We start from the raw sequence: 24,328 nt of genomic DNA, 5'->3' as shown, positions 1-24,328 counted from the left end.
CTCACCTCCACCGATCCTTGGCGAAGGCTGCCTGGCCCGCTACGACCCTGAAGCCCTGGATGACACGGATGGCACCGACTTCCCCGGCGCCGCCGAACTCTGGCAACAGCTCAACCCGCCTGACGCCGCCAGCGCTCCAGCAACGGACGTCCCAGCAGGCACACAAACACCGGCCCCCCAGCCAGCAGATAAAAGTAATACGTAACCGCCCGCCATATCAGGATTGCCGCAGCTGCGGTCGAGCTGCCCACCAAGGGTGTCAACAGGCTGGCCGACGTCAGTTCGGCGGCCCCGGCGCCGCCAGGCAGCAGACTGAATTGGCCGGCGCTGAGCGACAGCATCTGCACCAGGAAGCTGGGAATCCAGTGCAGGTCTACCCCCAAGCCCCGCAGCACCAGGTACAAGACGCTGTAGCGCAGTCCCCAGTGGATGCAGGTCAGGGTGAACACCAGGCTCAGCCTGCGCTTGGGCAGGCGCCAGGTCTGCGCCAGTGCTGCAACGAAGTGCAGCAGTTTGCGCGCCCAGCGACGTTTGCGCGGCTGGCCCATCCCCATGCGCTGCAACAGCCTGCCGTTCATGCGCATTATCGGGCGCCGGTAGCGCAACAGCCCGATCACCCCGGCCAACGCTGAGCACAGCAGTAACGCACTGCCAAGCAACATGCTTTCCTGGCTGCGGCCCAGGCTGTGGAACAGCGCGTAGCCGGCAATCGCCAGCATTGCGCAGAAGAAGAACACCAGGTCGTTCAACTGGTCCATGGCAAAAACGGCGCCGCTGCGCGCCGGGCGGATGCGGTCTCGCGCCAGCAGGGCCATCAGGGTCAGCGGCCCACCACTGCCGCCAGGGGTGGTGCAGATGGCAAACTCGGTGGCCATGACCACGCCCAGGCTGCGAGCATGGCTCAACTGTTTTGCCTGCTCACCCAGCAACAGGCGCAGGCGCAGCGCATTGATGACCCAGCACAACAGAATCATGCCTAGTAGCATGAGCAGCAGGTGCGGGTCGAACCGGCTCAGCCTCGGCAGCAGCTCGCTACCACCCAGCAACGCTGGCACCAGCGCTGCACCCAGCAATGCCAGCGCCAGCCAGGCCCAGCGCTTCATGCTGCCCCCTGGCGCTCCAGCCAGGCAGACTTGGTCAGCGGTTCGCGGCCATCCTTCAACAGTCTCTCCAGCGTGCGCAACCAATAGTCACGGGATGAGCGATGGCGCATGTCTACAGGGTGCAGTCCCAAGCGCAACGTGCTCGCGCCCCGCCAGCGCTGGCATTGCCAGTCGCACAGCGTGCGGGACAGTTTGCGACGCCATGCGCTCCGGGCGCTCCAGACCAGGCCTGGCGCATCAATTGCCGTAAAGTCTGGCAAGCGGTACAGATGCTGAGGTGTACTGGTGTATTTCAGTGGCAGGCGGCACAGCGCTTGCCGCGTGCCCTGGCTCATGAGCCAGGCCGGTGCGACAAAGCCTGCCACAGGCCAACCTTGGCTCTCGAACTGCGCCAGGCCCTCCTGTAGCCGGGTAAGCGCTTCGTTCTCATCAAGGCCGTAGAACTCGCCTTCATGGGTATAAATGCGCCGCATGAAGTAGTCGATGGGGCTGCGCGGTGCGGGGCCTTCGTCAGCATGGGCATAGCCGTGAAGCGCCAGTTCGTCGCCTTTGGCAAGGCGTTCGTCCAGCAGACGGCAGAACGAAGGTGCCTGGTGCAGCGGATTGCGTCGATGGAAGTCCGGGACCACCAGCCATGTCATTGGCACGTGGCCCAGCGCGTCCACGGCCCCTACGAACGGTTCATAGTCCGGCCAGGTTTCCGGGGCAACATCATGCAACACTAGCATGAGGCTGCGTTGGCTGGCGGAAGGCTCAAGCATGGGCGCGCACCTGCGGCTGGTGGCCGAGCACGGCCTGGTAGTGCTGGAGCAGGCCAGCTACCACGTTATCCCATGAATAATGTTGCTCTACATGGTGGCGGGCCTGCACGCCGAGCTCGCGGATACCTGCTTCGAATGCCTCGCGCACGGCGGATGCCATGGCCCGGCCATCGTTGGGCGTGCACAGGCGGCCACACTGTTCGTTGATGATTTCAGGGAACGCACCGGCGCGCACGGCCACCACGGGTGTGGCGCTGGCCATGGCTTCGAGAATGACCAGGCCGAATGTTTCCTGGTCGCCAGCATGCACCAGCAAATCGGCGCTGGCGATCAGCCGGGCCACCTCTGCAGCCGGGCAGAAGTGATCGATGACGCTGACATTGTGCGGCACGCTGGCCGGCATGTTCGAGCCCACCAGTAACAGATGGTAGGGGTCGCCAAGTTGCTGCATGCAGTCAAGCAGCACCGGCAGGTTCTTTTCCCGCGAGCCGCGGCCGGCAAAGATCAACAGGCGGCTGGTGTCGGCAATGCCCAGTTCGGCACGTACATGTGGGTCGCGCCGGGAGGGGTGGAAAGTGGCAAGGTCAACGCCCAGCGGCTGCACATGGACATCGCGCACGCCCAAGCGGCGTAGTTTGTCGGCCATCACCTGGCTGGGGGCCAGTACCCGATCAAAATTGCCGTAGAGCTTGCTGACGTAGGCCTCGACATTGGGTGCGAACCAGTTGCCCATGCGGTTGCTGACCAGTAGCGGCAGGTCGGAATGGTAGAAACCGATCACGGGCACGTCGAGCTGGCGCCGCGCCTCCAGCGCCGCCCAGGCGGTCAGGTAGGGGTCGCCAACTTCGATCAGGTCCGGTTTGAGCGTGCGCAGTGTATTGCACCAGGGGGCCAGGCGTACCGGAAAGCGGTAACCCTTGCCAAACGGCAAGGGCGGCGCAGGTACCTGATAGATGCCATCGCCGTGTTGGGCGCTGGCACCGGGAATCAACAGGCTGTGGCGTACGCCTTGAATGGCGTCGAGACGGTGATGTTTGGCATCAAGATAGGTACGTACGCCACCGCTGGCCGGGGCGTAGAACATGGTGATGTCGGCGATGTGCACGATCAGCATCCCTCCGGGATCGTCTTCGGGTCTGTCATCCGGCGTTGAATTGCCGGCGATGAAATGCCTAAAGGTGGACCTATCAGAAGGATAGTTTGTTCGATCGGTTTGAGAGGAGGGGAGTGCGTAATGCCTGGCGCAGCGCAGAGGCTGCGCCAGGCGAATGTGTAGCCTCTATCAGATGCGGAAGCTGCCCACCAGGTGCTTCAGGCGGCCAGCCTGCTGCTCGAGGTCGGAGCAGGCGCGCAGGGTCGCTTGCAGGTTCTCCACGCCTTCCTGGTTGAGCATGTTGATCTCGTTGATGTCCATGTTGATCGCCTCGACCACGGCGGTCTGCTCTTCGGTGGCAGTGGCCACCGACTGGTTCATGCCGTCGATCTCGCCAATGCGCACGGTAACGCTGTCCAGTCGCTCACCCGCCTGGTTGGCAATCTGCATGCTGTCCTGGCTGTGGCGCTGGCTCTGCTCCATGGTGTCGACCGACTCGCGGGCACCGACTTGCAGCTCTTCGATCATGGTCTGCACTTGCTGCGCCGACTCCTGGGTGCGGTGCGCCAGATTGCGCACCTCATCGGCGACCACGGCAAAGCCACGCCCGGCCTCACCGGCGCGGGCCGCTTCGATGGCGGCGTTCAGCGCCAGCAGGTTGGTTTGCTGGGAAATGCTGGTGATCACTTCCAGGATCTGGCCGATATTCACGGTCTTGCTGTTCAGTGTTTCGATGTGCGCGCTGGAGGTGACGATCAGGTCGGACAGGCGGTTCATCGCGGCAATGTTGCGCTCGACCACTTGCTGGCCTTCTTCGGCCAGCAGGCGCGCGGAGCTTGCGTGCTGCGAAGCCTGGGCGGCGTTGCCGGCGATTTCCTGAGCCGCAGCGCCCAGTTCGTTGATGGCGGCTGCGACACTGTTGGTGCGGTTGGACTGCTCGTCGGAGTTGGTCATCGACGAGTTCGAAGCGCTGATCACCCGCAGGGCCACTTCGTTGACCTGCTCGGTGGCTGAGGACACTTCGCGAATGCTGCTGTGAATGCGTTCGACGAAGCGGTTGAAGGCGTTGCCGAGGACACCGAATTCGTCGTGGCTGTGGATGTGCAGGCGCTTGGTCAGGTCGCCCTCACCTTCGGCGATGTCTTCCATGGCGCGGGTCATGGTGTGCAGCGGTTGCATCAACACGCGGATCAGCAGGCCGAGCAGGCCGATGATGATCACCACTGCCACTACCGTGGCGATCACCGCAGAGGTGCGGAAGGTGCTGAGCATCGAGAAGGCCTTGTCCTTGTCCACCGACAGGCCGATGTACCAGTTCGCCGACGGCAGGCCGGTAATCGGGCTGAAGGTCAGCAGGCGGGTCTGGCCATCGCTTTGCACTTCGGTCAGCTCGCCGGTCAGTTTCGGCGTGTGCTGCGGGAACAGGTCCGACAGCGACTTCATGACCAGATCCTTATCCGGGTGCACCAGGATCTTGCCCTGGTCGTTGACCAGGAAGGCGTATCCCATGCCGCCGAAGTTCAGCGAGTTGATGATCTGCACCAGGCCGTCCAGGGCCAGGTCGCCGCCGACCACGCCAACGCTGCTGGAGACCTTGCTGAGGATGCCGATGACCATCTTGTTGGTGGTCATGTCGATGTAGGGTTCGGTCAGCGTCGCGCCGCTGGCGTTCATGCCGTCCTTGTACCAAGGGCGGGTGCGCGGGTCGTAGCCGTCGGGCATCTTCGCGTCCGGGCGCACGCTGAAACCGCCGTCGACTTTGCCCAGGTAGACCGTGAGGAAGCTGGATATCAGCGCATTCTGACCCATCAGGGTTTCGGCGTTGGCCGGGTCCTGGGCAATGTTCTGCGCCAGGTTTTCCACCAGTTTTATCCGGCCCTCGAACAGGTTGCGAATGTTGGTCGACGTGGAGGCGCCCATTTCAGCCAGATAGTTTTCCAGGTCCTCGCGGATCGCATTACGCTGGAGGTAATCGTTGTAGAGGGTGAAAAGGCTGAAGGCGAGTATCACGATCAGTGATGCCGCCAAAAGAATCTTGTGGCTGAAACGAAGGCTTTTGTTCATGGCGTAATCGGTTCCGCTAAGGTTTTATATCAGGCGTTCGCACGAGTGGAGCCGTAGGTTGTGCAACATCCCGAAAAGTCCCTTTTCGGCTGTTCCTCTCTATTAAGGCGAATAACACCCACAGGTATCGGCCGAATTAAGCTAAAGCTTGAGCAGAGGATTAAAGAGATGTCGGAATTTTCGACCATCGTTGTAGGCGCGGGCCCGGATGGCCAGCCAGTCGGGCAAGCAATGCGCCTGGCCAACCGCCACGGTCTGGTGGCTGGCGCAACCGGTACTGGCAAGACCGTCACCCTGCAGCGCCTGGCGGAGGTGTTCAGCGACGCAGGGGTGGCGGTGTTCGCCGCGGATGTCAAAGGCGACCTTTGTGGCCTGGGTGCTGCCGGTGCGCCACAGGGCAAGGTGGCTGAGCGCATCGCCGGCATGCCGTGGCTGGGGCATACGCCCAGGGCTTACCCGGTGAGCTTGTGGGATGTCGCCGGGCAGTCTGGCCACCCGCTGCGCACCACCCTCAGTGAAATGGGGCCGTTGTTGCTGGGCAACTTGCTGGAACTGACCGACAGCCAGCAGGCGGCGCTTTATGCAGCATTCAAGGTGGCCGACCGCGAAGGCCTGCTGCTGCTGGACCTCAAAGACCTCAAGGCCCTGCTGGCGCATCTGAAGGACAACCCACAGCTGCTCGGCGAAGACAGCGCGCTGATGACCACGGCCTCCACCCAGGCTTTGTTGCGCCGGCTCGCTACCTTGGAGCAGCAGGGCGCCGAGGCACTGTTCGGCGAGCCGGCATTGCAACTGGAGGACCTGCTGCGCCCTGATCCGGATGGACGTGGACGTATCCACCTGCTCGATGCCAGCCGATTGGTGCACGAGGCACCCAAGGTGTACGCGACGTTCCTGTTGTGGCTGCTGGCCGAACTGTTCGAGCAGTTGCCCGAGCGCGGTGATGCCGACAAGCCGGTGCTGGCGCTGTTCTTCGATGAAGCACACTTGCTGTTCAACGGCACGCCAAAGGCGCTGCAGGACCGTCTCGAGCAAGTGGTCCGGTTGATCCGCTCCAAGGGGGTGGGGGTCTATTTCGTTACCCAGTCGCCGGGTGACTTGCCCGACGCGGTACTGGCCCAGTTGGGCTTGCGCATTCAGCACGGCTTGCGGGCGTTCACGGCCAAGGAGCAGAAGTCGCTGCGGGCGGTAGCCGATGGTTTCCGCCCCAACCCGACGTTCGACACCCTGGCGGTGCTGACCGAACTGGGTATTGGCGAAGCGCTGGTGGGTACGTTGCAAGAGAAGGGCACGCCGGCCATGGTGCAGAGGGTGCTGGTTGCACCGCCGCAGTCGCGTATCGGGCCACTGAGTGCGGCTGAGCGCAGTGCGCTGATTGCCGCTTCGCCACTGGCGGGGCGCTATGACAAACCGGTGGACCGTGAGTCTGCCTATGAAATGCTGAGCCAGCGTAAGGGCGAGCCGGTGGAACCGGCGCCACAACCGAAGGCGGATGAAGAGAGTTTTGCCGACAAGGCGGGTGAGTTCTTGCAGAGTGCAGCGGGGCAGGCGATCAAGTCGGCAGTGCGCCAGGCCGCTAACCAGTTGGGGCGGCAGTTGGTGCGCGGGTTGATGGGGTCGTTGTTAGGGGGCAAGAAAAGGTAGTCTTCCTGCGCCGCGCCATACCCTTGGTAGCACAAGCCCGCTCCGGCAAAGAACAAGGTGGCGTAGGCATAACGGCTATGAAAAAGGCGCCCGAGGGCGCCTTCATTCATTGCGGTGTCACTCAGCCAATGGCTTTGGACGCCAGCCAGAACAGGCCGGCCGCCAGGCCCATCGAGGCAGGCAGGGTCAGGACCCATGCCAGCAGGATGGTCTTCACGGTGCCGCCTTGCAGGCCACTTTTGTTGGCGACCATGGTGCCGGCCACGCCGGACGACAGCACGTGGGTGGTCGATACCGGCAGGGCGAATACGTTGGCCATGCCGATGGCGCAGGCTGCGGTGATCTGTGCCGACATGCCTTGGGCATAGGTCATGCCTTGTTTGCCGATCTTCTCGCCCACCGTCAACACCACGCGCTTCCAGCCAACCATGGTACCCAGGCCAAGGGCCAGTGCGACGGCCACGATCACCCAGAACGGGGCGTATTCGGTGGTGGCGGTGAGGTCTTTGCGCAGTTTTTCAAGGTCGGACTTTTCACGGGCGTCCAGGCCTGGCAGCTTGCCAACCTTCTTCGCCGTGTCATCCAGGCACAACAGATAGCGGCGCACTTCAACGCGCTTCTCGGCATCGAGGCTGTGGTAGTCCGTCACGCCCTTCAGCGAGGTCTGCAGCGCAGCAATGGTCGGCTCGGTCTGCTGCGGGTTGCAACTGAACTGCTCCGGCAGGTCGCTGGCCTTGGCCTTGCCCAGTGCCAGGAACTCGCCCAGGGTGGCGGCGTTACGCTGGTAGAACTGGCTCATGTGCAGGGTGGCGTCGCGCGTACGTTCGATCTGGTAGGTGGTGCTGTTCAGGTCGAGTACGAACTTGGCCGGGACAATACCGATCAGCACCAGCATGATCAGGCCGATGCCTTTCTGGCCGTCGTTGGAGCCGTGCACGAAGCTCACGCCCATGGCGGAAACCACCAGGACCAGACGGTTCCAGAAGGGCGGGTGCTTCTTGTCGTCGAGCTTGCGGCGCTGTTCCGGGGTTTTGTGCATCTTCGACAGCGGGCGCCACCATTTCAGGCCGATCAGCACCAGGGCAGCAACGGCGAAGCCGGCCATTGGCGAGACCACCAGCGACATGGCGATATCGATCGCTTTCTGCCAGTTGACGCCGTCGCCCAGCGGAATGTCGTTGATCAGGGCGTTGGCCAGGCCAACACCGAGGATGGAGCCGATCAGCGTGTGCGAACTGGAGGCGGGGATGCCAAAGTACCAGGTGCCCAGGTTCCAGGTGATGGCCGCAGCCAGCAACGAGAAGACCATGGCCAGGCCGTGGCCGGTGTTCACATTGATCAGCAGCTCTACCGGCAACAGGTGCACGATGGCATAGGCCACCCCTACACCGCCGAGCAGAACGCCAAGGAAGTTGAACACGCCGGAGAAGAACACGGCGAGGTGCGGCGGCATGGCTTTGGTATAGATGACGGTAGCTACCGCGTTGGCGGTGTCATGAAAGCCATTGATGAACTCGAAGGCGAGTACGAAGGTCAAGGCGAGCAGCAGGCTCACCAACACCCAGGCATCCAGTCCGCTGAATAAATCGATCATGAAGGTTGTCTGGCGGGTCTTAGGGGGGCGGGATTATGCCAGAAAACCTTGGCAATCGATGCACCTGTAACAGGCAGATGACAGTCTTCATGGTGCAAGCGTGTCATGCAGAGGGGGGCGGTACGGGAGGTAAATAGCGGCTAAAAATCACAAAGTAGGGCGAAAAAAGGCCGAAATCTTGAGAAAAATCCATTTCGCAAAAATTCAAACGACTGTATGAAATTTGTGTGATTCCATTTCATCATCGGCCAGACAGTAAAGATCGAGCTCGCCCGGGTAGGCCGGGCGACGACGCGCAGAGGGCCCCGAGGCTCAGGGATTGTCGCTGCGCAGTTCTTTTTCGATGCGTTCCAGTTCCTGGCTGAAGGCCTGGTCGCGAACGCTGGCACGCTTGCGCCAGGGTTTGCGTTCCGGATCCGGTTGTGCGGCGTATGTGGTGACTTCGCCACCATAAACATCCTTGTAACGTTCAGCCTGGCGCTCGAGTTCCGCGCGCAGTTCATCTTTCGTCACGTGCAGTACCTGAAATAAGTGTAATGACTGTTGTCATGCATTGTGCAACATGCATTTTGCCTTGCTGGCCGCAACGGCTTGATAAAGCGGAAGGTTCAACGACCACGGTAAGCGGAGGGCCTGCGCAATCGATTATAGCAACCGATAATTCGCCGAACATCGATAATTTACGCAACCCTGACATCATCTGACGTAAGTAGCAGATTGTGCCCGCGAACAGTTGGGACCTTTCGTACAAAGTTTGAAAGGAATGGCGGATAGAAGTTCGTTGCAATGTCAGGGCGGGCCGTAATGAAAAACGGCCTCGCCGAAAGGCGAGGCCGTTGCCTGGGGACTTCTACGGTGGGTACCTGACCAGTCTCTCCAAAGAAGCCACAAGTGGCATGGGAAAGGTATAAGCAAAAGTGTCGGCGGTCAATTGCGATTATCGGCCGTTTGTTCGATAATCGCACGAACCGGTGTTTTTTTTGAGGTGTGCGATGAGTGACGAAACCCTGGGCAACGATTCCGGCAATGCTGAGGTGGCGCGACCTGCTTCGGCTGCCATGGCGCCGCCGATCGTGGCTTCCCCGGCCAAGCGCATCCAGGCCTTTACCGGTGACCCGGACTTCATGACCTCACTGGCACGTGGCCTGGCCGTGATCCAGGCATTCCAGGAGCGCAAGCGCCACCTGACCATCGCCCAGATCAGCCACCGTACCGAAATCCCTCGCGCGGCGGTGCGCCGTTGCCTGCACACGTTGATCAAACTGGGTTACGCCACCACCGACGGGCGTACCTATTCGCTGCTGCCCAAAGTGCTGACCTTGGGGCATGCCTACCTGTCGTCGACGCCGCTGGCAATTTCTGCACAGCCGTACCTGGATCGCATCAGCGACCAGCTGCATGAGGCGGCCAACATGGCCACCCTCGAGGGCGACGACATCCTTTATATAGCCCGTTCGGCCACGGTCGAGCGGCTGATCTCGGTCGATCTGTCGGTGGGCGGGCGCCTGCCGGCCTATTGCACGTCGATGGGGCGCATTCTGCTGGCGGCCATGGATGACACCAGCCTGCGTGAGTACCTGGAACGTGCCGACCTCAAGGCGCGCACCAGCCGCACCCTGAATGACCCCGAATCGTTGTTCGCCTGCATCCAGCAGGTGCGCGCACAGGGCTGGTGTGTGGTAGACCAGGAACTGGAACAGGGGCTGCGATCGATTGCCGTGCCGGTGTATGACGCTTCGGGGCAGGTGTTGGCTGCGCTGAACGTCAGTACCCATGTCGGGCGGGTGACCCGCAGTGAACTGGAGCAGCGGTTCTTGCCGATTTTGCTGGCAGCCAGCCGGGACCTTTGCCACCAGTTGTTTGGTTGAGACCGCAGGGAGCACTTTGCGGCCCCGGATCAGAACAGGCAAAACCGTTTCCTGTGCGATAAACGCACAGTGTCGTGCCGGGTGAATTGCGTCACCTCGGCCGGCTGATTAATGTCTCTCGCAACGGTCGGCTAGCCGACCGAACAAGAAAAACACTAGAGGCACTCACTCATGAATACTGTCACCTCGCTGCTGCGGCCGCACCCGCATGCAGTATCGTTATATCCAGGCTGACCCAGGCCATATACCCCAATCATCGCCCTTGTACCGGATGCCCGCGTGCAATGGCCTGACTGTGCCCCACATTCTGGATAACAATAATGAACCAAGCGCAAACCAACGTCGGCAAAAGCCTCGACGTTCAGTCATTCATCAATCAGCAGCCGCTGTCCCGCTATCAGTGGCGGGTCGTGCTGCTGTGCTTCCTGATCGTCTTCCTCGACGGCCTGGACACCGCTGCCATGGGGTTCATCGCCCCTGCACTGTCGCAAGAGTGGGGGATCGACCGCGCCAGCCTTGGGCCGGTCATGAGTGCCGCGTTGATCGGCATGGTGTTCGGCGCCCTGGGCTCCGGGCCGCTGGCTGACCGTTTCGGCCGCAAAGGCGTGCTGGTGGGGGCGGTGCTGGTGTTCGGTGGCTTCAGCCTGGCCTCGGCCTATGCCACCAACGTCGACCAGTTGCTGGTACTGCGCTTCCTGACTGGCCTGGGCCTGGGTGCAGGCATGCCCAACGCTACCACGCTGTTGTCCGAATACACCCCGGAGCGCCTCAAGTCGCTGCTGGTGACCAGCATGTTCTGTGGCTTCAACCTGGGCATGGCGGGTGGTGGCTTCATTTCCGCCAAGATGATCCCGGCCTACGGCTGGCACAGCCTGCTGGTCATCGGTGGCGTGCTGCCGTTGCTGCTGGCGCTGGTGCTGATGGTCTGGCTGCCGGAGTCGGCGCGGTTCCTGGTGGTGCGCAACCGCGGCACCGACAAGGTGCGCAAGACCTTGTCGCCAATCGCGCCGCAAGTGGTGGCCGAGGCAGGCAGTTTCAGCGTGCCTGAGCAAAAGGCGGTGGCTGCGCGCAACGTGTTCGCGGTGATCTTCTCTGGCACCTATGGCTTGGGCACCGTGTTGCTGTGGCTGACCTATTTCATGGGCCTGGTGATCGTCTACCTCCTGACCAGCTGGCTGCCAACCCTGATGCGTGACAGCGGCGCGAGCATGGAGCAGGCGGCGTTCATCGGCGCGCTGTTCCAGTTTGGCGGCGTGCTAAGTGCAGTCGGCGTGGGTTGGGCCATGGACCGTTTCAATCCGCACAAGGTGATCGGCATTTTCTATCTGCTGGCCGGGGTGTTCGCCTACGCAGTTGGGCAGAGCCTGGGCAACATCACCTTGCTAGCCACGCTGGTGCTCGTTGCCGGTATGTGCGTGAACGGTGCGCAGTCGGCAATGCCATCGCTGGCGGCGCGCTTCTATCCCACCCAGGGCCGGGCCACAGGCGTATCGTGGATGCTGGGTATTGGCCGCTTTGGTGCGATTCTCGGCGCCTGGAGTGGTGCAACGCTGCTGGGCCTGGGCTGGAGCTTCGAGCAGGTGCTGACGGCGTTGCTGGTACCGGCGGCGCTGGCGACCGTGGGAGTGGTCGTCAAGGGGCTGGTCAGCCACGCCGACGCAACCTGAGGGCGAGGGCCGCGTTGCGGCCCATTCACAGCGTAACGCCGCTCCCGCAGGGGCGGCGTTGTGCTGCAATCAGGGCGCACAGTTGCCCTGCGCGTGGGGTGGATAGTCGTGCAACAAATGGTTCGTTAATCGCACAGATAGTCGATTATCGGATTGTAAGGTACCTACCAGTCTCCTTAATCTGGGTTTACCGAAGCACCCTGACCAGGAGCCTCCAAATGCCACGCGCAGACCATTTCCGAACCCACCCAAATCGAGCTGTCCGCCATGCGTGACCTCGACGCCCGTACCGCCGCTGACCATGGCCAGCTGGCAGGAGAAGCCTGATGCACGACGTATTCATCTGTGATGCCATCCGTACCCCGATCGGCCGCTTCGGCGGCGCCCTGGCCAGCGTGCGGGCCGACGACCTGGCAGCCGTGCCGCTGAAGGCGCTGATCGAGCGCAACCCTGGCGTGCAGTGGGACCAGGTAGACGAAGTGTTCTTCGGCTGCGCCAACCAGGCCGGTGAAGACAACCGCAACGTGGCCCGCATGGCACTGCTGCTGGCCGGCCTGCCGGAAAGCATCCCGGGCGTCACCCTGAACCGTCTGTGCGCGTCGGGCATGGATGCCGTCGGCACCGCGTTCCGCGCCATCGCCAGCGGCGAGATGGATCTGGTGATTGCCGGTGGCGTCGAGTCGATGTCGCGCGCCCCGTTCGTCATGGGCAAGGCTGAAAGCGCCTATTCGCGCAACATGAAGCTGGAAGACACCACTATTGGCTGGCGTTTCATCAACCCGCTGATGAAGAGCCAGTACGGTGTGGATTCCATGCCGGAAACCGCCGACAACGTGGCCGACGACTATCAGGTTTCGCGTGCTGACCAGGACGCTTTCGCCCTGCGCAGCCAGCAGAAGGCTGCCGCCGCACAGGCTGCCGGCTTCTTTGCCGAAGAAATCGTGCCGGTGCGTATCGCTCACAAGAAGGGCGAAATCATCGTCGAACGTGACGAACACCTGCGCCCTGAAACCACGCTGGAGGCGCTGACCAAGCTCAAGCCGGTCAACGGCCCGGACAAGACGGTCACCGCCGGCAATGCCTCGGGCGTGAACGACGGTGCTGCGGCGATGATCCTGGCCTCGGCCGCAGCGGTGAAGAAACACGGCCTGACTCCGCGTGCCCGCGTTCTGGGCATGGCCAGCGGCGGCGTTGCGCCACGTGTCATGGGCATTGGCCCGGTGCCGGCGGTGCGCAAACTGACCGAGCGTCTGGGGATAGCGGTAAGTGATTTCGACGTGATCGAGCTTAACGAAGCGTTTGCCAGCCAAGGCCTGGCGGTGCTGCGTGAGCTGGGTGTGGCTGACGATGCGCCCCAGGTAAACCCTAATGGCGGTGCCATTGCCCTGGGCCACCCACTGGGCATGAGCGGTGCTCGCCTGGTACTGACTGCGTTGCACCAGCTGGAGAAGAGTGGCGGTCGCAAGGGCCTGGCGACCATGTGTGTGGGTGTCGGCCAAGGTCTGGCGTTGGCCATCGAGCGGGTTTGACCTGTACCGGCCTCTTCGCGGGGAAGCCCGCTCCAACAGGGATCCACGCAATCACCTGTGGGAGCGGGCTTCCCCGCGAAGAGGCCTCTCCTGTGAGACATAAGGCCCATTGCCAGCCCGATAGCGGAACGAGTGTGTTACTAGGTATGTCTAGAACTACCTAGGACCCTCCAGGAGTAAACCCGTCATGACCTCAACCTATTACACCGGCGAAGAACGCAGCAAGCGCATCTTCGCTATTGTCGGTGCCTCATCAGGCAACCTGGTGGAATGGTTCGACTTCTACGTCTACGCCTTCTGCGCGATCTACTTCGCCCCGGCCTTCTTCCCCTCCGACGACCCCACCGTGCAGCTGTTGAACACGGCGGGTGTATTCGCCGCGGGCTTTTTGATGCGCCCCATTGGTGGCTGGATCTTCGGCCGCCTCGCCGACCGCCATGGTCGCAAGAATTCCCTGATGATCTCGGTGCTGATGATGTGCTTCGGCTCCCTGATGATCGCCTGCCTGCCCACCTATGCCAGCATCGGCACCTGGGCCCCGGCGCTGCTATTGCTGGCCCGCCTGATCCAGGGGCTGTCGGTAGGGGGCGAATACGGCACCACGGCCACCTACATGAGTGAAGTAGCGCTGCGTGGGCAGCGCGGCTTCTTTGCTTCGTTCCAGTACGTCACCCTGATCGGCGGCCAGTTGCTGGCAGTCCTGGTCGTGGTGATCCTGCAACAGCTGCTGACTGAAGATGAACTGCGGGCCTGGGGCTGGCGCATTCCCTTCGTGGTGGGCGCCATCGCCGCCCTGATCTCGCTGATGCTGCGCCGTTCGCTGCACGAGACCAGTAGCGCCGAAGCCCGCAATGACAAGGATGCAGGTTCGATCGGAGGTTTGTTCCGCAATCACGCAGCGGCGTTCATCACGGTACTGGGCTACACCGCGGGTGGCTCGCTGATTTTCTATACTTTCACCACCTATATGCAGAAGTACCTGGTCAACACCGCGGGCATGACCGCCAAGAACGCCAGCTACGTGATGACCGGGGCGTTGTTCCTGTTCATGGTGGTGCAGCCGTTCTTCGGCATGCTGTCCGACCGTATCGGCCGGCGCAATTCGATGCTGCTGTTCGGCGGCCTCGGTACCCTGTGCACCGTGCCGCTGCTGATGGCGCTGAAAACCGTGACCAGCCCGATCATGGCCTTCGTGCTGATCAGCCTGGCCCTGTGTATCGTGAGTTTCTACACCTCGATCAGCGGTCTGGTGAAGGCCGAGATGTTCCCGCCGCAGGTGCGTGCACTGGGTGTTGGCCTGGCCTACGCGGTGGCCAACGCAGCATTCGGCGGTTCGGCCGAGTATGTGGCCCTGGGCCTGAAAACCCTGGGGATGGAAAACACTTTCTATTGGTACGTGACGGCGATGATGGCGATTGCCTTCCTGTTCAGCCTGCGCCTGCCGAAGCAGGCGGCGTACCTGCACCATGATGATTAAGGACGCTGCATGAGCAACCAACTGTTCGACGCCTATTTCACCGCGCCGGCCATGCGCGAGATTTTCTCCGACCGAGGCCGCCTGCAGGGCATGCTGGATTTCGAAGCCGCGCTTGCCCGAGCCGAAGCCTCTGCCGGTTTGGTCCCGCACAGCGCGGTAGCGGCCATCGAGGCGGCATGCCAGGCCGAGCGCTATGACGTTGGCGCGCTGGCCAATGCCATCGCCACCGCGGGCAACTCGGCCATTCCGCTGGTGAAAGCGTTGGGCAAGGTGATCGCCACCGGCGTGCCAGAGGCTGAGCGCTATGTGCACCTTGGGGCCACCAGCCAGGATGCGATGGATACCGGTCTGGTTCTGCAGCTGCGCGATGCCCTCGATTTGATCGAGGCCGACCTCGGCAAGCTGGCCGATACCCTGTCGCAGCAGGCCTTGAAGCACGCCGATACGCCCTTGGTGGGTCGTACCTGGTTGCAACACGCCACCCCGGTGACCCTGGGCATGAAACTGGCCGGTGTACTGGGTGCTTTGACCCGCCACCGTCAGCGCCTGCAGGAACTGCGCCCGCGCCTTCTGGTCCTGCAGTTCGGCGGTGCCTCGGGCAGCCTGGCGGCGCTGGGCAGCAAGGCGATGCCGGTGGCCGAAGCGCTGGCCGAACAGCTCAAGCTGACCCTGCCCGAGCAGCCCTGGCACACCCAGCGCGACCGCCTGGTGGAGTTTGCCTCGGTATTGGGCCTGGTTGCCGGCAGCCTGGGCAAGTTCGGCCGTGATATCAGCTTGCTGATGCAAACCGAGGCGGGGGAGGTGTTTGAGCCTTCTGCGCCGGGTAAGGGTGGTTCTTCGACCATGCCACACAAGCGCAACCCGGTGGGTGCCGCCGTGTTGATCGGTGCCGCGACCCGCGTGCCGGGCCTGCTGTCGACGCTGTTCGCAGCCATGCCTCAGGAGCACGAACGCAGCCTGGGCCTATGGCATGCCGAGTGGGAAACCCTGCCGGATATCTGCTGCCTGGTCTCTGGCGCCCTGCGCCAGGCTCAAGTGATTGCCGAGGGCATGGAGGTGGATGCCGCGCGCATGCGCCGTAACCTCGACCTGACCCAAGGCCTGGTGCTGGCCGAAGCGGTGAGCATCGTCCTCGCCCAGCGTCTGGGTCGCGACCGTGCCCACCACCTGCTGGAACAATGCTGCCAACGCGCGGTGGCCGAACAGCGGCACCTGCGTGCCGTGCTGGGTGACGAGCCGCAGGTCAGCGCCGAGCTGTCTGGCGAAGAACTCGATCGCCTGCTCGACCCTGCCCATTACCTGGGCCAGGCCCGCGTCTGGGTGGCGCGCGCCGTGTCCGAACATCAACGTTTCACTGCCTGAAGGAGACCGCTGTGGCGCACTTGCAACTGGCCGATGGCGTTTTGAATTACCAGATCGATGGCCCGGATGACGCCCCGGTGCTGGTCCTGTCCAACTCGCTGGGTACCGACCTGGGCATGTGGGACACCCAGATTCCGCTCTGGAGTCAGCACTTCCGGGTGCTGCGCTATGACACCCGTGGTCACGGCGCATCGCTGGTCACTGAAGGCCCTTACAGCATCGAACAGCTGGGCCGCGACGTGCTGGCCCTGCTCGATGGCCTGGACATTCAAAAGGCTCACTTCGTCGGCCTGTCGATGGGCGGCCTGATCGGCCAGTGGCTGGGTATCCATGCAGGTGAGCGCCTGCACAGCCTGACCCTGTGCAACACGGCCGCCAAGATCGCCAACGACGAGGTGTGGAACACCCGTATCGACACGGTACTCAAGGGCGGCCAGCAGGCCATGGTCGACCTGCGCGATGCCTCCATCGCCCGCTGGTTCACGCCAGGCTTTGCCCAGGCACAGCCGGAGCAGGCCCAGCGTATCTGCCAGATGCTGGCGCAAACCAGCCCACAAGGCTACGCAGGCAACTGTGCAGCGGTACGTGACGCGGATTATCGTGAGCAACTGGGCCGCATCCAGGTGCCCGCGCTGATCGTTGCCGGTACGCAAGACGTGGTTACCACCCCTGAGCATGGCCGCTTCATGCAGGCCGGTATCCAAGGTGCCGAGTACGTCGACTTCCCGGCGGCGCACCTGTCCAACGTCGAGATTGGCGAGGCCTTCAGCCGCCGCGTGCTCGATTTCCTGCTGGCTCACTGAGGACAACGCCATGGACGAGAAACAACGTTACGACGCTGGCATGCAAGTGCGCCGCGCAGTGCTGGGTGATGCCCACGTGGACCGCAGCCTGGAGAAGCTCAACGACTTCAATGGCGAGTTCCAGGAAATGATCACCCGCCACGCCTGGGGTGACATCTGGACCCGCCCGGGGCTGCCGCGCCATACCCGCAGCCTGATCACCATCGCCATGCTGATCGGCATGAACCGCAACGACGAGCTGAAGCTGCACCTGCGTGCGGCGGCCAACAATGGCGTGACCCGCGACGAGATCAAGGAAGTGCTGATGCAGAGCGCGATCTACTGCGGCATTCCGGCGGCCAATGCCACGTTCCACCTGGCTGAGTCGGTGTGGGATGAACTTGGCGTAGAGTCTCGCCAGTAAACCGTGATCACGGGCAGGCCCCCTGCAACAGGGCGCTTGCCCGCGAATGGCCTTTACACCGATGCCTTTTTTTGCCGCATGGCAATCGGGCCGGCGTTGGCTTCCACGGCGCGCTTCAGGGTCGGGCACAGGCCCAGCATGAACGCAGCTTCCGCCACCACGAACAGTGGCCCGATGATCAGGCCGCTCACGTCGTCGACAAATGCCGGTTTGCGGCCTTCGTAGTAATGGCCGATGAACTGGATGATCCAGCCCACCACGAACGCCCCCAGCCCGGCGCCGAGCCATAGCGTTGTCGACTGCACTGCCAGCGCCTCACCGACCCACAGGCACAGGCCCAGCAACAGCCCCATCACCAGCCCGAAGCGCAGGTCCAGGCGCAAGTAGAACCACACAGATGCCGCCGCTGCCAGCAGGGCAGGGGACAGCCACATGCCAGCTATCTCCCAGCCTGGGCGTGAAAGCAGGATGGTGACTGCCAGCACGATCATGGGGATGCCGACGAAGTGGGTGGCGATGTTGCGTGGATCGCGGTGGTAGTTGGCGTATTGGCTCAGGTGGTCGACGAGGGTTTTCATTGTTGTGCCTCCCTGTTCTGCTTTGTTTCACCTGTACCTGATAGTGATCAGGATAGCCTGCAGTCACCACCATCATCAGCTCAGCGAATGGCGGCAGCTCGCACTGGGCAATTCATGGCAGGGTTTTCATCACGCTGTTGCCAATGATGCCTTCAAAAGGGAGGGCGTCTGGCCTCTTCGCGGGTTTATCCGCGAAGAGGCCAATTGAGTCACAGAAGATTCAGCGGATAACTCACAATCAAGCGGTTCTCATCGAACGCGTTGGTGCTGAAGTCGCGACGCATGGTCGAGTTGCGCCATTTCAGCGACAGGTCCTTGAAGCTGCCCGACTGCACCACATAGGCCAGCTCTGTTTCCCGCGCCCATTCCTTGCCATCGTCCACGCTGCCCACGGTGACGTTGTCACCCTTGATATAGCGGTTCATCAGGGTCAGCCCGGGTACGCCGACGGTGGCGAAGTTGAAGTCATGGCGAACCTGCCAGGAACGCTCCTTGGCATTGTCGAAGCTTGAATTGTAGCTGTCGTTGGCCAGGGTACCGCCACTGGTGCCATTGACCCGCATCCAGGCATCGTCGCCGCTGACCTTCTGCAGGCCAACGTAAAAGGTGTGGCCTTGGTAGCGCGCCGAAAGCAAGGCGGAGGCGGTGCGGTTGTCCAGCTTGCCGGCCCGTTCGGCGCCATCTTCCTTGCCGATGAAGTAGCCCAGGTTGGCGCCCAGCGTCCAGTCGCCCAGCGGCTGGCTGTGCGTCAGGTTGAGGTATTGCTGGCGGTAGATGTCCTTGAGCTGGGCATCCCACAGGCCGATCATGGTGCGCTTGTCGTTGAAGGTGTACTCACCGCCGCCGAAGTTGAAACGGTCGGAGGTGAAGGCGGCTTTACCGTTGAGCGACATGTCTTCCATGCTGGCATCGTTGCGCGGGCTGTTGCCGCGGAACTGGCCGGCGTACAGGGTCAGGCCGGCGATTTCCCTGGAGGTCAGCTGGCCACCGCGGAATGTTTGCGGCAGTGAGCGGCCATCGTCCGAACGCAGGATTGGCAGTACCGGCATCCATTCACCGACTTTCAGCTCGGTTTCGGACAGCTTGGCCTTCAGCGCCACACCCAGCCGGCCAAAGTCATCGGCCGGGCGGCCGTCGCCATGCACGGGCAGCAGATGAGTGTTGGTGGTGCCTTTGCCGCCGTCGAGCTTGACCGAGTACAGGCCCAGTACGTCCACGCCGAAACCGACCGTGCCCTGGGTGAAACCGGAACGGGCATCGAGGATGAAGCTTTGTGTCCATTCCTCGGCCTTGCCCTGTGGGTGGGCCGGGTCGACGAAGTTGCGGTTGATGTAGAAGTTGCGCAGGTTGAGGGTGGCCTTGGCGTCCTCGATGAAACCACCTTCGTTGGCGGCGAATGCGGGGAGGGCGCAGGACATGGCCAACAGGCCAGGCAGCAGCTGACGTGCGGGTAGCGAAATGCTCATCTGTCGTGGATCTCTTGTTTTTATGGTCGAGCCGGTGCACTGCGGGATCGGGCCTGCAGGTGCGGGTGTTTTTGATGAACTTGAGTAACGTTGCGTGGGGGGATGGTGCGGGGTAGTGCGGGGGTGAGGCAATTCGCCGCAAACGGAACGGGGCGATAATCGAACGGAATGTTCCGGTTGGTTAATAACTCTTCTGGGGCGGCCTCTTCGCGGGTAAATCCGCTCCTACGACGGCTTGCGCCCAGCCGGCACAGGCAGTAAAAACAAAGCCCACCGATAAGGGTGGGCTTTCTGCTTTTGCAACAAGGCCGATCAGCCTTTCGGTGTTTCCACCGATGCCTGCTGGTTGGCCTGCCCGGTCTGCTCGTACCAGCCACCGCCAAGCGCCTTGTACAGGTTGACCTCGCTGGTCAGCTGCGACAGGCGGTCTCCGATCAGCGCTTGCTGGGCACTGAACAGGTTGCGTTGGGCATCGAGGAAGGTCAGGTTGCTGTCAATCCCGATGCGGTAACGGCGTTCGGCCAAGCGGTAGTAGTCCTGGTTCGCCTGCACCAGGTCGCGCTGGGCCTGCAACTGCTCTTCGAAGGTCTTGCGTGCCGCCAGGCCATCGGAGACTTCCTGGAAGGCCGTCTGGATGGTTTTTTCGTACTTGGCGACGTTGATGTCCTTCTGGATTTTCGAGTAGTCCAGGCTGGCTTTGAGGCTGCCGGCGTTGAAGATCGGCAGGTTGATCTGCGGCTGGAACAGCCAGGTGCCCTGGCCGCCCGAGAACAGGTGGCCCATGTCGGGGCTCAGGCTGCCGGCGTTCGCGGTCAGGCTGATGCTCGGGAAGAACGCTGCGCGGGCTGCACCAATGTTGGCGTTGGCAGCCTTGAGCAGGTGCTCGGCTTCCTGAATGTCCGGGCGACGCTGAAGAATATCCGATGGCAGGCCGGCCGGTACTTCGGCCAGTTGGTCGGCATCAAGCTCCAGCGGCTTGGCCAGGTCGGCAGGAATGCCGGTGCCCAGCAGCACGGTCAGGCTGTTGACGTCCTGGGCGACCAGGCGCTGGTACTGCGAGTACTTGACCCTGGCGCCTTCCACGGCGGTACGCGCCTGGCTGACGTCCAGGGCCGAGGCCACGCCGACTTCGTTGCTGCGACGGGTGAGGTTGTAGCTTTCCTCGTAGGTCTTCAGCGTTTCTTCGGTCAGCTTGAACAGGGCCTGGTCGGCCTGCCAGGTGTAGTAGGCGTTGGCCACGCTGGCTACCAGGGCGATTTGCGTGGAACGACGCGCCTGCTCGCTGGAGAGGTAGGTTTCCAGGGCCTGCTCGGTCAGGCTGCGCACGCGGCCGAACAGGTCCAGCTCGTAGGCGCTGACGCCCAAGGTGGCCGAGTACTGGCTGGTGATGCCAGATTCGCCCGTTTGCGACATGTTCGCCGGGACACGCTGGCGGCTGCCGCTGCCGGTGGCCGAAACCGCCGGGAACAGGTCGGCGCGCTGAATGCGGTATTGCGCACGGTAGGCGTCGAGGTTCAACGCCGCGACGCGCAGGTCGCGGTTATTGACCAGCGAGGTCTGGATCAGCTGTTGCAGCGCCGGGTCGTGGAAGAACTGGCGCCAGCCCTGTTCAGCAGCGGCAACATCCGCCGATTGCGTCGGCGAGTAAGCAGGGCCTTGCGGCCACTGCGCAGCCACCGGCGCCTCCGGGGTCTGGTAGTCAGGGATCAGCGAGCAGCCGCCAAGAATGAAAGCGGTTACCGCCAGGGACAACAAAGACTTGGTCATTGCCCAGCCTCATAACGTGGATTTTCAGGGGTGACGTCTTTTTCCGGCTCTTTGCTGCCGAACAGCGACGACACTGCGACGAAGAACAGCGGTACCCAGAAGATAGCCAGCACGGTCGCACTGATCATGCCGCCGATCACGCCAGTACCGATGGCGTGCTGGCTGCCGGCGCCGGCGCCGCTGGCGATGGTCAACGGTACCACGCCCAGGATGAACGCCAGCGAGGTCATGATGATCGGGCGCAGACGCATGCGGCACGCCTCGATCGCTGCGTCGTACAGGCTGCGGCCTTGTTCGTGCAGCTCCTTGGCGAATTCCACGATCAGAATGGCGTTTTTCGCCGCAAGACCGATGGTGGTCAACAGGCCAACCAAGAAGTACACGTCGTTGGACAGGCCGCGCAGGCTGGTGGCGATCAGCGCACCGATGATACCCAGCGGTACTACCAGCACCACAGCGATCGGGATCGACCAGCTTTCGTACAGGGCCGCCAGGCACAGGAACACGAATAGCACCGAGAGGGCGAACAGCGCCGGCATCTGCGAGCCGGAGAGTTTTTCCTCGTAGGACATGCCGGTCCAGGAGAAGCCGATACCGCTTGGCAGCTCGCCTGCAATGCGCTCGACCTCGGCCATGGCTTCACCGGTACTGTAGCCAGGCGCCGGTGCACCGAGGATTTCCATCGCTTCGACACCGTTGTAACGCGACAGCTTCGGCGAACCGTAGGTCCATTCGCCTTTGGCGAAGGAGGAGAACGGCACCATCTCCCCTGCGCCGTTGCGCACGTACCATTTTTGCAGGTCTTCCGGGCTCATCCGCGCGCTGGGTTCGCCCTGGATGTACACCTTCTTGACCCGGCCACGGTCGATGAAGTCGTTGACGTAGCTGGCACCCAAGGCAATCGACAGGGTGTTGTTGATGTCGGCAATGGTCACGCCCAGGGCGCTGGCACGTTCGTCATCAATGGTCAGCTGGTACTGCGGTTCATCGTTCAGGCCGTTCGGGCGCACGGCGCTGAGGATCTTGCTCTGCGCAGCTTTGGCCAGGAACTGGTTGCGCGCCTCCATCAACTTCTCGTGGCCGACACCGCCGCGGTCCTGAAGGAACACGTCGAAGCCGGTGGCGTTACCCAGTTCAAGCACCGCTGGCGGGGCGAAGGCGAACACCATCGCATCACGGAAGGTAAAGAAGTGCTGCTGGGCACGCTGGGCCAGGGCGAACACGCTGTTTTCCTTCGAGCGTTCATCCCAGGGTTTGAGCATGATGAAGGCCATGCCCGAGCTCTGGCCGCGGCCTGCGAAGTTGAAACCGTTGACCGTGAACACCGACGATACGGTATCGGCTTCGTCCTTGAGCAGGTATTCACGCATCTGGTCGACCACGACCTGCGTGCGTTCGGCACTGGAGCCGGCCGGGGTCTGCACCTGAGCGAACAGTACGCCCTGGTCTTCTTCTGGCAGGAACGCGGTAGGGATGCGGGCGAACAGCCAGATCATGCCGACCACGATCAGCGCATAGGCCAGCAGGAATGGCACCTTGTTGCGCAAGATGGCGCCTACACTGCGCTCGTAGCCGTTGACGCTGCGGTCGAAGTTGCGGTTGAACCAGCCGAAGAAGCCACCTTTGGCGGTGTGGTGCTCGCCCTTCTTCAGCGGTTTGAGCATGGTTGCGCAGAGCGCCGGGGTGAAGATCAGCGCAACCAGCACCGACAGGCCCATGGCCGAGACGATGGTGATGGAGAACTGCCGGTAGATCACACCCGTGGAGCCGCCAAAGAACGCCATGGGCAGCAGTACGGCCGAGAGCACCAGGGCGATACCCACCAGGGCGCCCTGGATCTGTTCCATCGAGCGTTTGGTCGCTTCCTTGGGCGGCAAGCCTTCCTCGGACATGACCCGCTCGACGTTCTCCACCACGACGATGGCGTCGTCCACCAGCAAGCCGATGGCCAGAACCATGGCGAACATGGTCAGGGTGTTGATGCTGAAGCCCGCGGCGGCAAGGATGCCGAAGGTACCCAGCAATACCACCGGTACGGTCATGGTGGTGATGATGGTGGCGCGGAAGTTCTGCAGGAACAGGTACATCACCAGGAACACCAGCACCACGGCTTCGATCAGGGTGTGGATCACGCCGCTGATCGATTCGGTGACCACTGGGGTGGTGTCATACGGGAATACCGCCTTGACTCCCGGCGGGAAGAACGGTTCCAGGCCTTTGATGGTCTCGCGCAGTGCCTTGGCGGTGTCCAGCGCGTTGGCGCCGGTTGCCAGTTTTACCGCCAGGCCGGAAGCCGGCTTGCCGTTGAACTGGGCGCTGACGGCGTAGTTTTCACCCCCCAGGCCTACTTGGGCGACATCGCCCAGGCGCACCTGTGAACCGTCTTTGTTGACCTTGAGCAGGATACTCTCGAACTGCTCGGCGGTTTGCAGGCGGGTCTTGCCGATGATGGTGGCGTTCAGCTGGGTGCCCGGCAGGGCTGGCAGGCCGCCGAGCTGGCCGGAAGACACCTGCACGTTCTGTGCGGCCACAGCGGTCTTGACGTCGACCGGGGTCAGCTGGAACTTGTTCAGCTTGGCCGGATCGAGCCAGATACGCATGGCGTACTGCGCACCGAACACCTGGAAGTCACCTACACCCGCGGTACGCGAGATCGGGTCCTGCATGTTCGAGACGATATAGTTGGCCAGGTCGTCCTTGGTCATGCTGCCGTCTTCGGAGACCAGGCCGATCACCAGCAGGAAGTTCTTCACTGCTTTGGTGACGCGGATACCTTGCTGCTGCACTTCCTGCGGCAGCAGCGGGGTGGCCAGGTTCAGCTTGTTCTGTACCTGTACCTGCGCGGTGTCGGGGTTGGTGCCCTGTTCGAAGGTGGCGGTAATGGTCATGCTGCCGTCGGAGTTACTTTCCGACGACACATAACGCAGGTTGTCGATACCGTTGAGCTGCTGCTCGATCACCTGCACCACGGTGTCCTGCACGGTTTGCGCCGAGGCGCCCGGGTAGGTCACGGCGATGGCGATGGCTGGCGGCGCGATACTGGGGTACTGGTTGATCGGCAGCTTCAGGATGGACAAGGCCCCGACCAGCATGATCACCAAGGCGATCACCCAGGCGAAGATCGGGCGATCGATAAAGAACTTCGACAT

The 24,328-nt window shown here is 62.4% G+C and carries 17 protein-coding genes and 3 pseudogenes; 9 read left to right on the top strand and 11 right to left on the bottom strand.

Annotated features, from left to right (window positions below; all coding sequences use genetic code 11):
- Nucleotides 1-110: 110 nt before the first annotated feature.
- From ACF8FB_RS04200 to ACF8FB_RS04180, 5 genes and pseudogenes are all read right to left on the bottom strand, one after another.
- Nucleotides 111-1,103, bottom strand: a complete 993-nt coding sequence (locus ACF8FB_RS04200) for a lysylphosphatidylglycerol synthase transmembrane domain-containing protein (RefSeq protein ID WP_010952479.1) — start codon at nt 1,101-1,103, stop codon at nt 111-113.
- Entirely contained in the window at nt 1,100-1,864 is a 765-nt protein-coding gene (locus ACF8FB_RS04195; protein ID WP_392511056.1) for a DUF2334 domain-containing protein, read from the bottom strand. The genes ACF8FB_RS04200 and ACF8FB_RS04195 overlap by 4 nt, the downstream gene beginning before the upstream one ends.
- Complete coding sequence (locus ACF8FB_RS04190; RefSeq protein WP_010952481.1) at nt 1,857-2,978, bottom strand: glycosyltransferase family 1 protein; 1,122 nt, start codon at nt 2,976-2,978, stop codon at nt 1,857-1,859. Before ACF8FB_RS04190 ends, ACF8FB_RS04195 begins: the two co-directional genes overlap by 8 nt.
- A 168-nt stretch (nt 2,979-3,146) precedes the next feature.
- Nucleotides 3,147-3,743 (bottom strand): annotated as a pseudogene (locus ACF8FB_RS04185) (methyl-accepting chemotaxis protein); the annotation flags it as partial.
- A 261-nt stretch (nt 3,744-4,004) separates the two neighbouring features.
- Nucleotides 4,005-5,021 (bottom strand): annotated as a pseudogene (locus ACF8FB_RS04180) (cache domain-containing protein); the annotation flags it as partial.
- A 168-nt stretch (nt 5,022-5,189) separates the two neighbouring features.
- Here ACF8FB_RS04180 and ACF8FB_RS04175 point away from each other — a divergent pair.
- Nucleotides 5,190-6,665, top strand: coding sequence for a helicase HerA-like domain-containing protein (locus ACF8FB_RS04175; protein WP_350298618.1), 1,476 nt, complete (start codon nt 5,190-5,192; stop codon nt 6,663-6,665).
- Between the two features lie 121 nt (nt 6,666-6,786).
- On the opposite strand, the gene ACF8FB_RS04170 is transcribed toward ACF8FB_RS04175, so the two are convergent.
- Nucleotides 6,787-8,259 carry an inorganic phosphate transporter gene (locus ACF8FB_RS04170; protein WP_003251935.1) on the bottom strand — a complete coding sequence of 491 codons (1,473 nt, stop codon included), beginning with the start codon at nt 8,257-8,259 and terminating at the stop codon, nt 6,787-6,789.
- A gap of 312 nt (nt 8,260-8,571) precedes the next feature.
- Nucleotides 8,572-8,772 carry a hypothetical protein gene (locus ACF8FB_RS04165; RefSeq protein WP_003251937.1) on the bottom strand — a complete coding sequence of 67 codons (201 nt, stop codon included), beginning with the start codon at nt 8,770-8,772 and terminating at the stop codon, nt 8,572-8,574.
- Between the two features lie 479 nt (nt 8,773-9,251).
- Here ACF8FB_RS04165 and pcaR point away from each other — a divergent pair, with 479 nt between their 5' ends.
- The 8 genes and pseudogenes from pcaR (at nt 9,252) to pcaC (ending at nt 17,368) form a co-directional block, all read left to right on the top strand.
- Nucleotides 9,252-10,127, top strand: a complete 876-nt coding sequence (gene pcaR, locus ACF8FB_RS04160; protein ID WP_003251938.1) for a pca regulon transcriptional regulator PcaR — start codon at nt 9,252-9,254, stop codon at nt 10,125-10,127.
- Nucleotides 10,128-10,447: 320 nt separating this feature from the next.
- Nucleotides 10,448-11,794, top strand: coding sequence for an MFS transporter (locus tag ACF8FB_RS04155; RefSeq protein ID WP_020192010.1), 1,347 nt, complete (start codon nt 10,448-10,450; stop codon nt 11,792-11,794).
- A 231-nt stretch (nt 11,795-12,025) separates the two neighbouring features.
- Nucleotides 12,026-12,121: pseudogene (locus tag ACF8FB_RS04150) on the top strand (CoA-transferase subunit beta); the annotation flags it as partial.
- Nucleotides 12,118-13,323, top strand: coding sequence for a 3-oxoadipyl-CoA thiolase (gene pcaF / locus ACF8FB_RS04145; RefSeq protein WP_350298806.1), 1,206 nt, complete (start codon nt 12,118-12,120; stop codon nt 13,321-13,323). The pseudogene ACF8FB_RS04150 and the gene pcaF, both read left to right, overlap by 4 nt.
- Nucleotides 13,324-13,510: 187 nt before the next feature.
- Nucleotides 13,511-14,800, top strand: a complete 1,290-nt coding sequence (locus ACF8FB_RS04140) for an MFS family transporter (protein ID WP_010952486.1) — start codon at nt 13,511-13,513, stop codon at nt 14,798-14,800.
- A 9-nt stretch (nt 14,801-14,809) separates the two neighbouring features.
- The gene (locus tag ACF8FB_RS04135; RefSeq protein ID WP_010952487.1) at nt 14,810-16,162 is read left to right on the top strand and encodes a 3-carboxy-cis,cis-muconate cycloisomerase; all 1,353 of its coding nucleotides are present in this window, start codon (nt 14,810-14,812) and stop codon (nt 16,160-16,162) included.
- Between the two features lie 11 nt (nt 16,163-16,173).
- On the top strand, nt 16,174-16,965 hold the full coding sequence (gene pcaD / locus ACF8FB_RS04130; protein ID WP_350298620.1) for a 3-oxoadipate enol-lactonase: 792 nt from the start codon (nt 16,174-16,176) through the stop codon (nt 16,963-16,965).
- Between the two features lie 10 nt (nt 16,966-16,975).
- Nucleotides 16,976-17,368, top strand: a complete 393-nt coding sequence (pcaC, locus tag ACF8FB_RS04125; protein ID WP_010952489.1) for a 4-carboxymuconolactone decarboxylase — start codon at nt 16,976-16,978, stop codon at nt 17,366-17,368.
- A gap of 53 nt (nt 17,369-17,421) precedes the next feature.
- Here the strand turns inward: pcaC and ACF8FB_RS04120 are convergent, their stop codons facing one another.
- The 4 genes from ACF8FB_RS04120 to ttgB form a co-directional block, all read right to left on the bottom strand.
- The gene (locus ACF8FB_RS04120; protein ID WP_010952490.1) at nt 17,422-17,946 is read right to left on the bottom strand and encodes a DUF962 domain-containing protein; all 525 of its coding nucleotides are present in this window, start codon (nt 17,944-17,946) and stop codon (nt 17,422-17,424) included.
- Between the two features lie 209 nt (nt 17,947-18,155).
- Nucleotides 18,156-19,412, bottom strand: a complete 1,257-nt coding sequence (locus ACF8FB_RS04115) for an OprD family porin (protein ID WP_010952491.1) — start codon at nt 19,410-19,412, stop codon at nt 18,156-18,158.
- 312 nt (nt 19,413-19,724) lie between these two features.
- Nucleotides 19,725-21,179, bottom strand: a complete 1,455-nt coding sequence (locus ACF8FB_RS04110) for an AdeC/AdeK/OprM family multidrug efflux complex outer membrane factor (protein ID WP_010952492.1) — start codon at nt 21,177-21,179, stop codon at nt 19,725-19,727.
- Nucleotides 21,176-24,328, bottom strand: coding sequence for a multidrug efflux RND transporter permease subunit TtgB (gene ttgB, locus ACF8FB_RS04105; RefSeq protein ID WP_010952493.1), 3,153 nt, complete (start codon nt 24,326-24,328; stop codon nt 21,176-21,178). Before ttgB ends, ACF8FB_RS04110 begins: the two co-directional genes overlap by 4 nt.

Source organism: Pseudomonas sp. yb_2 (genome assembly GCF_043103905.1).
Taxonomy (GTDB): domain Bacteria; phylum Pseudomonadota; class Gammaproteobacteria; order Pseudomonadales; family Pseudomonadaceae; genus Aquipseudomonas; species Aquipseudomonas alloputida.
The sequence above is the reverse complement of the archived record's forward strand: the minus strand, read 5'-3'. Positions and strand labels throughout refer to the sequence as shown.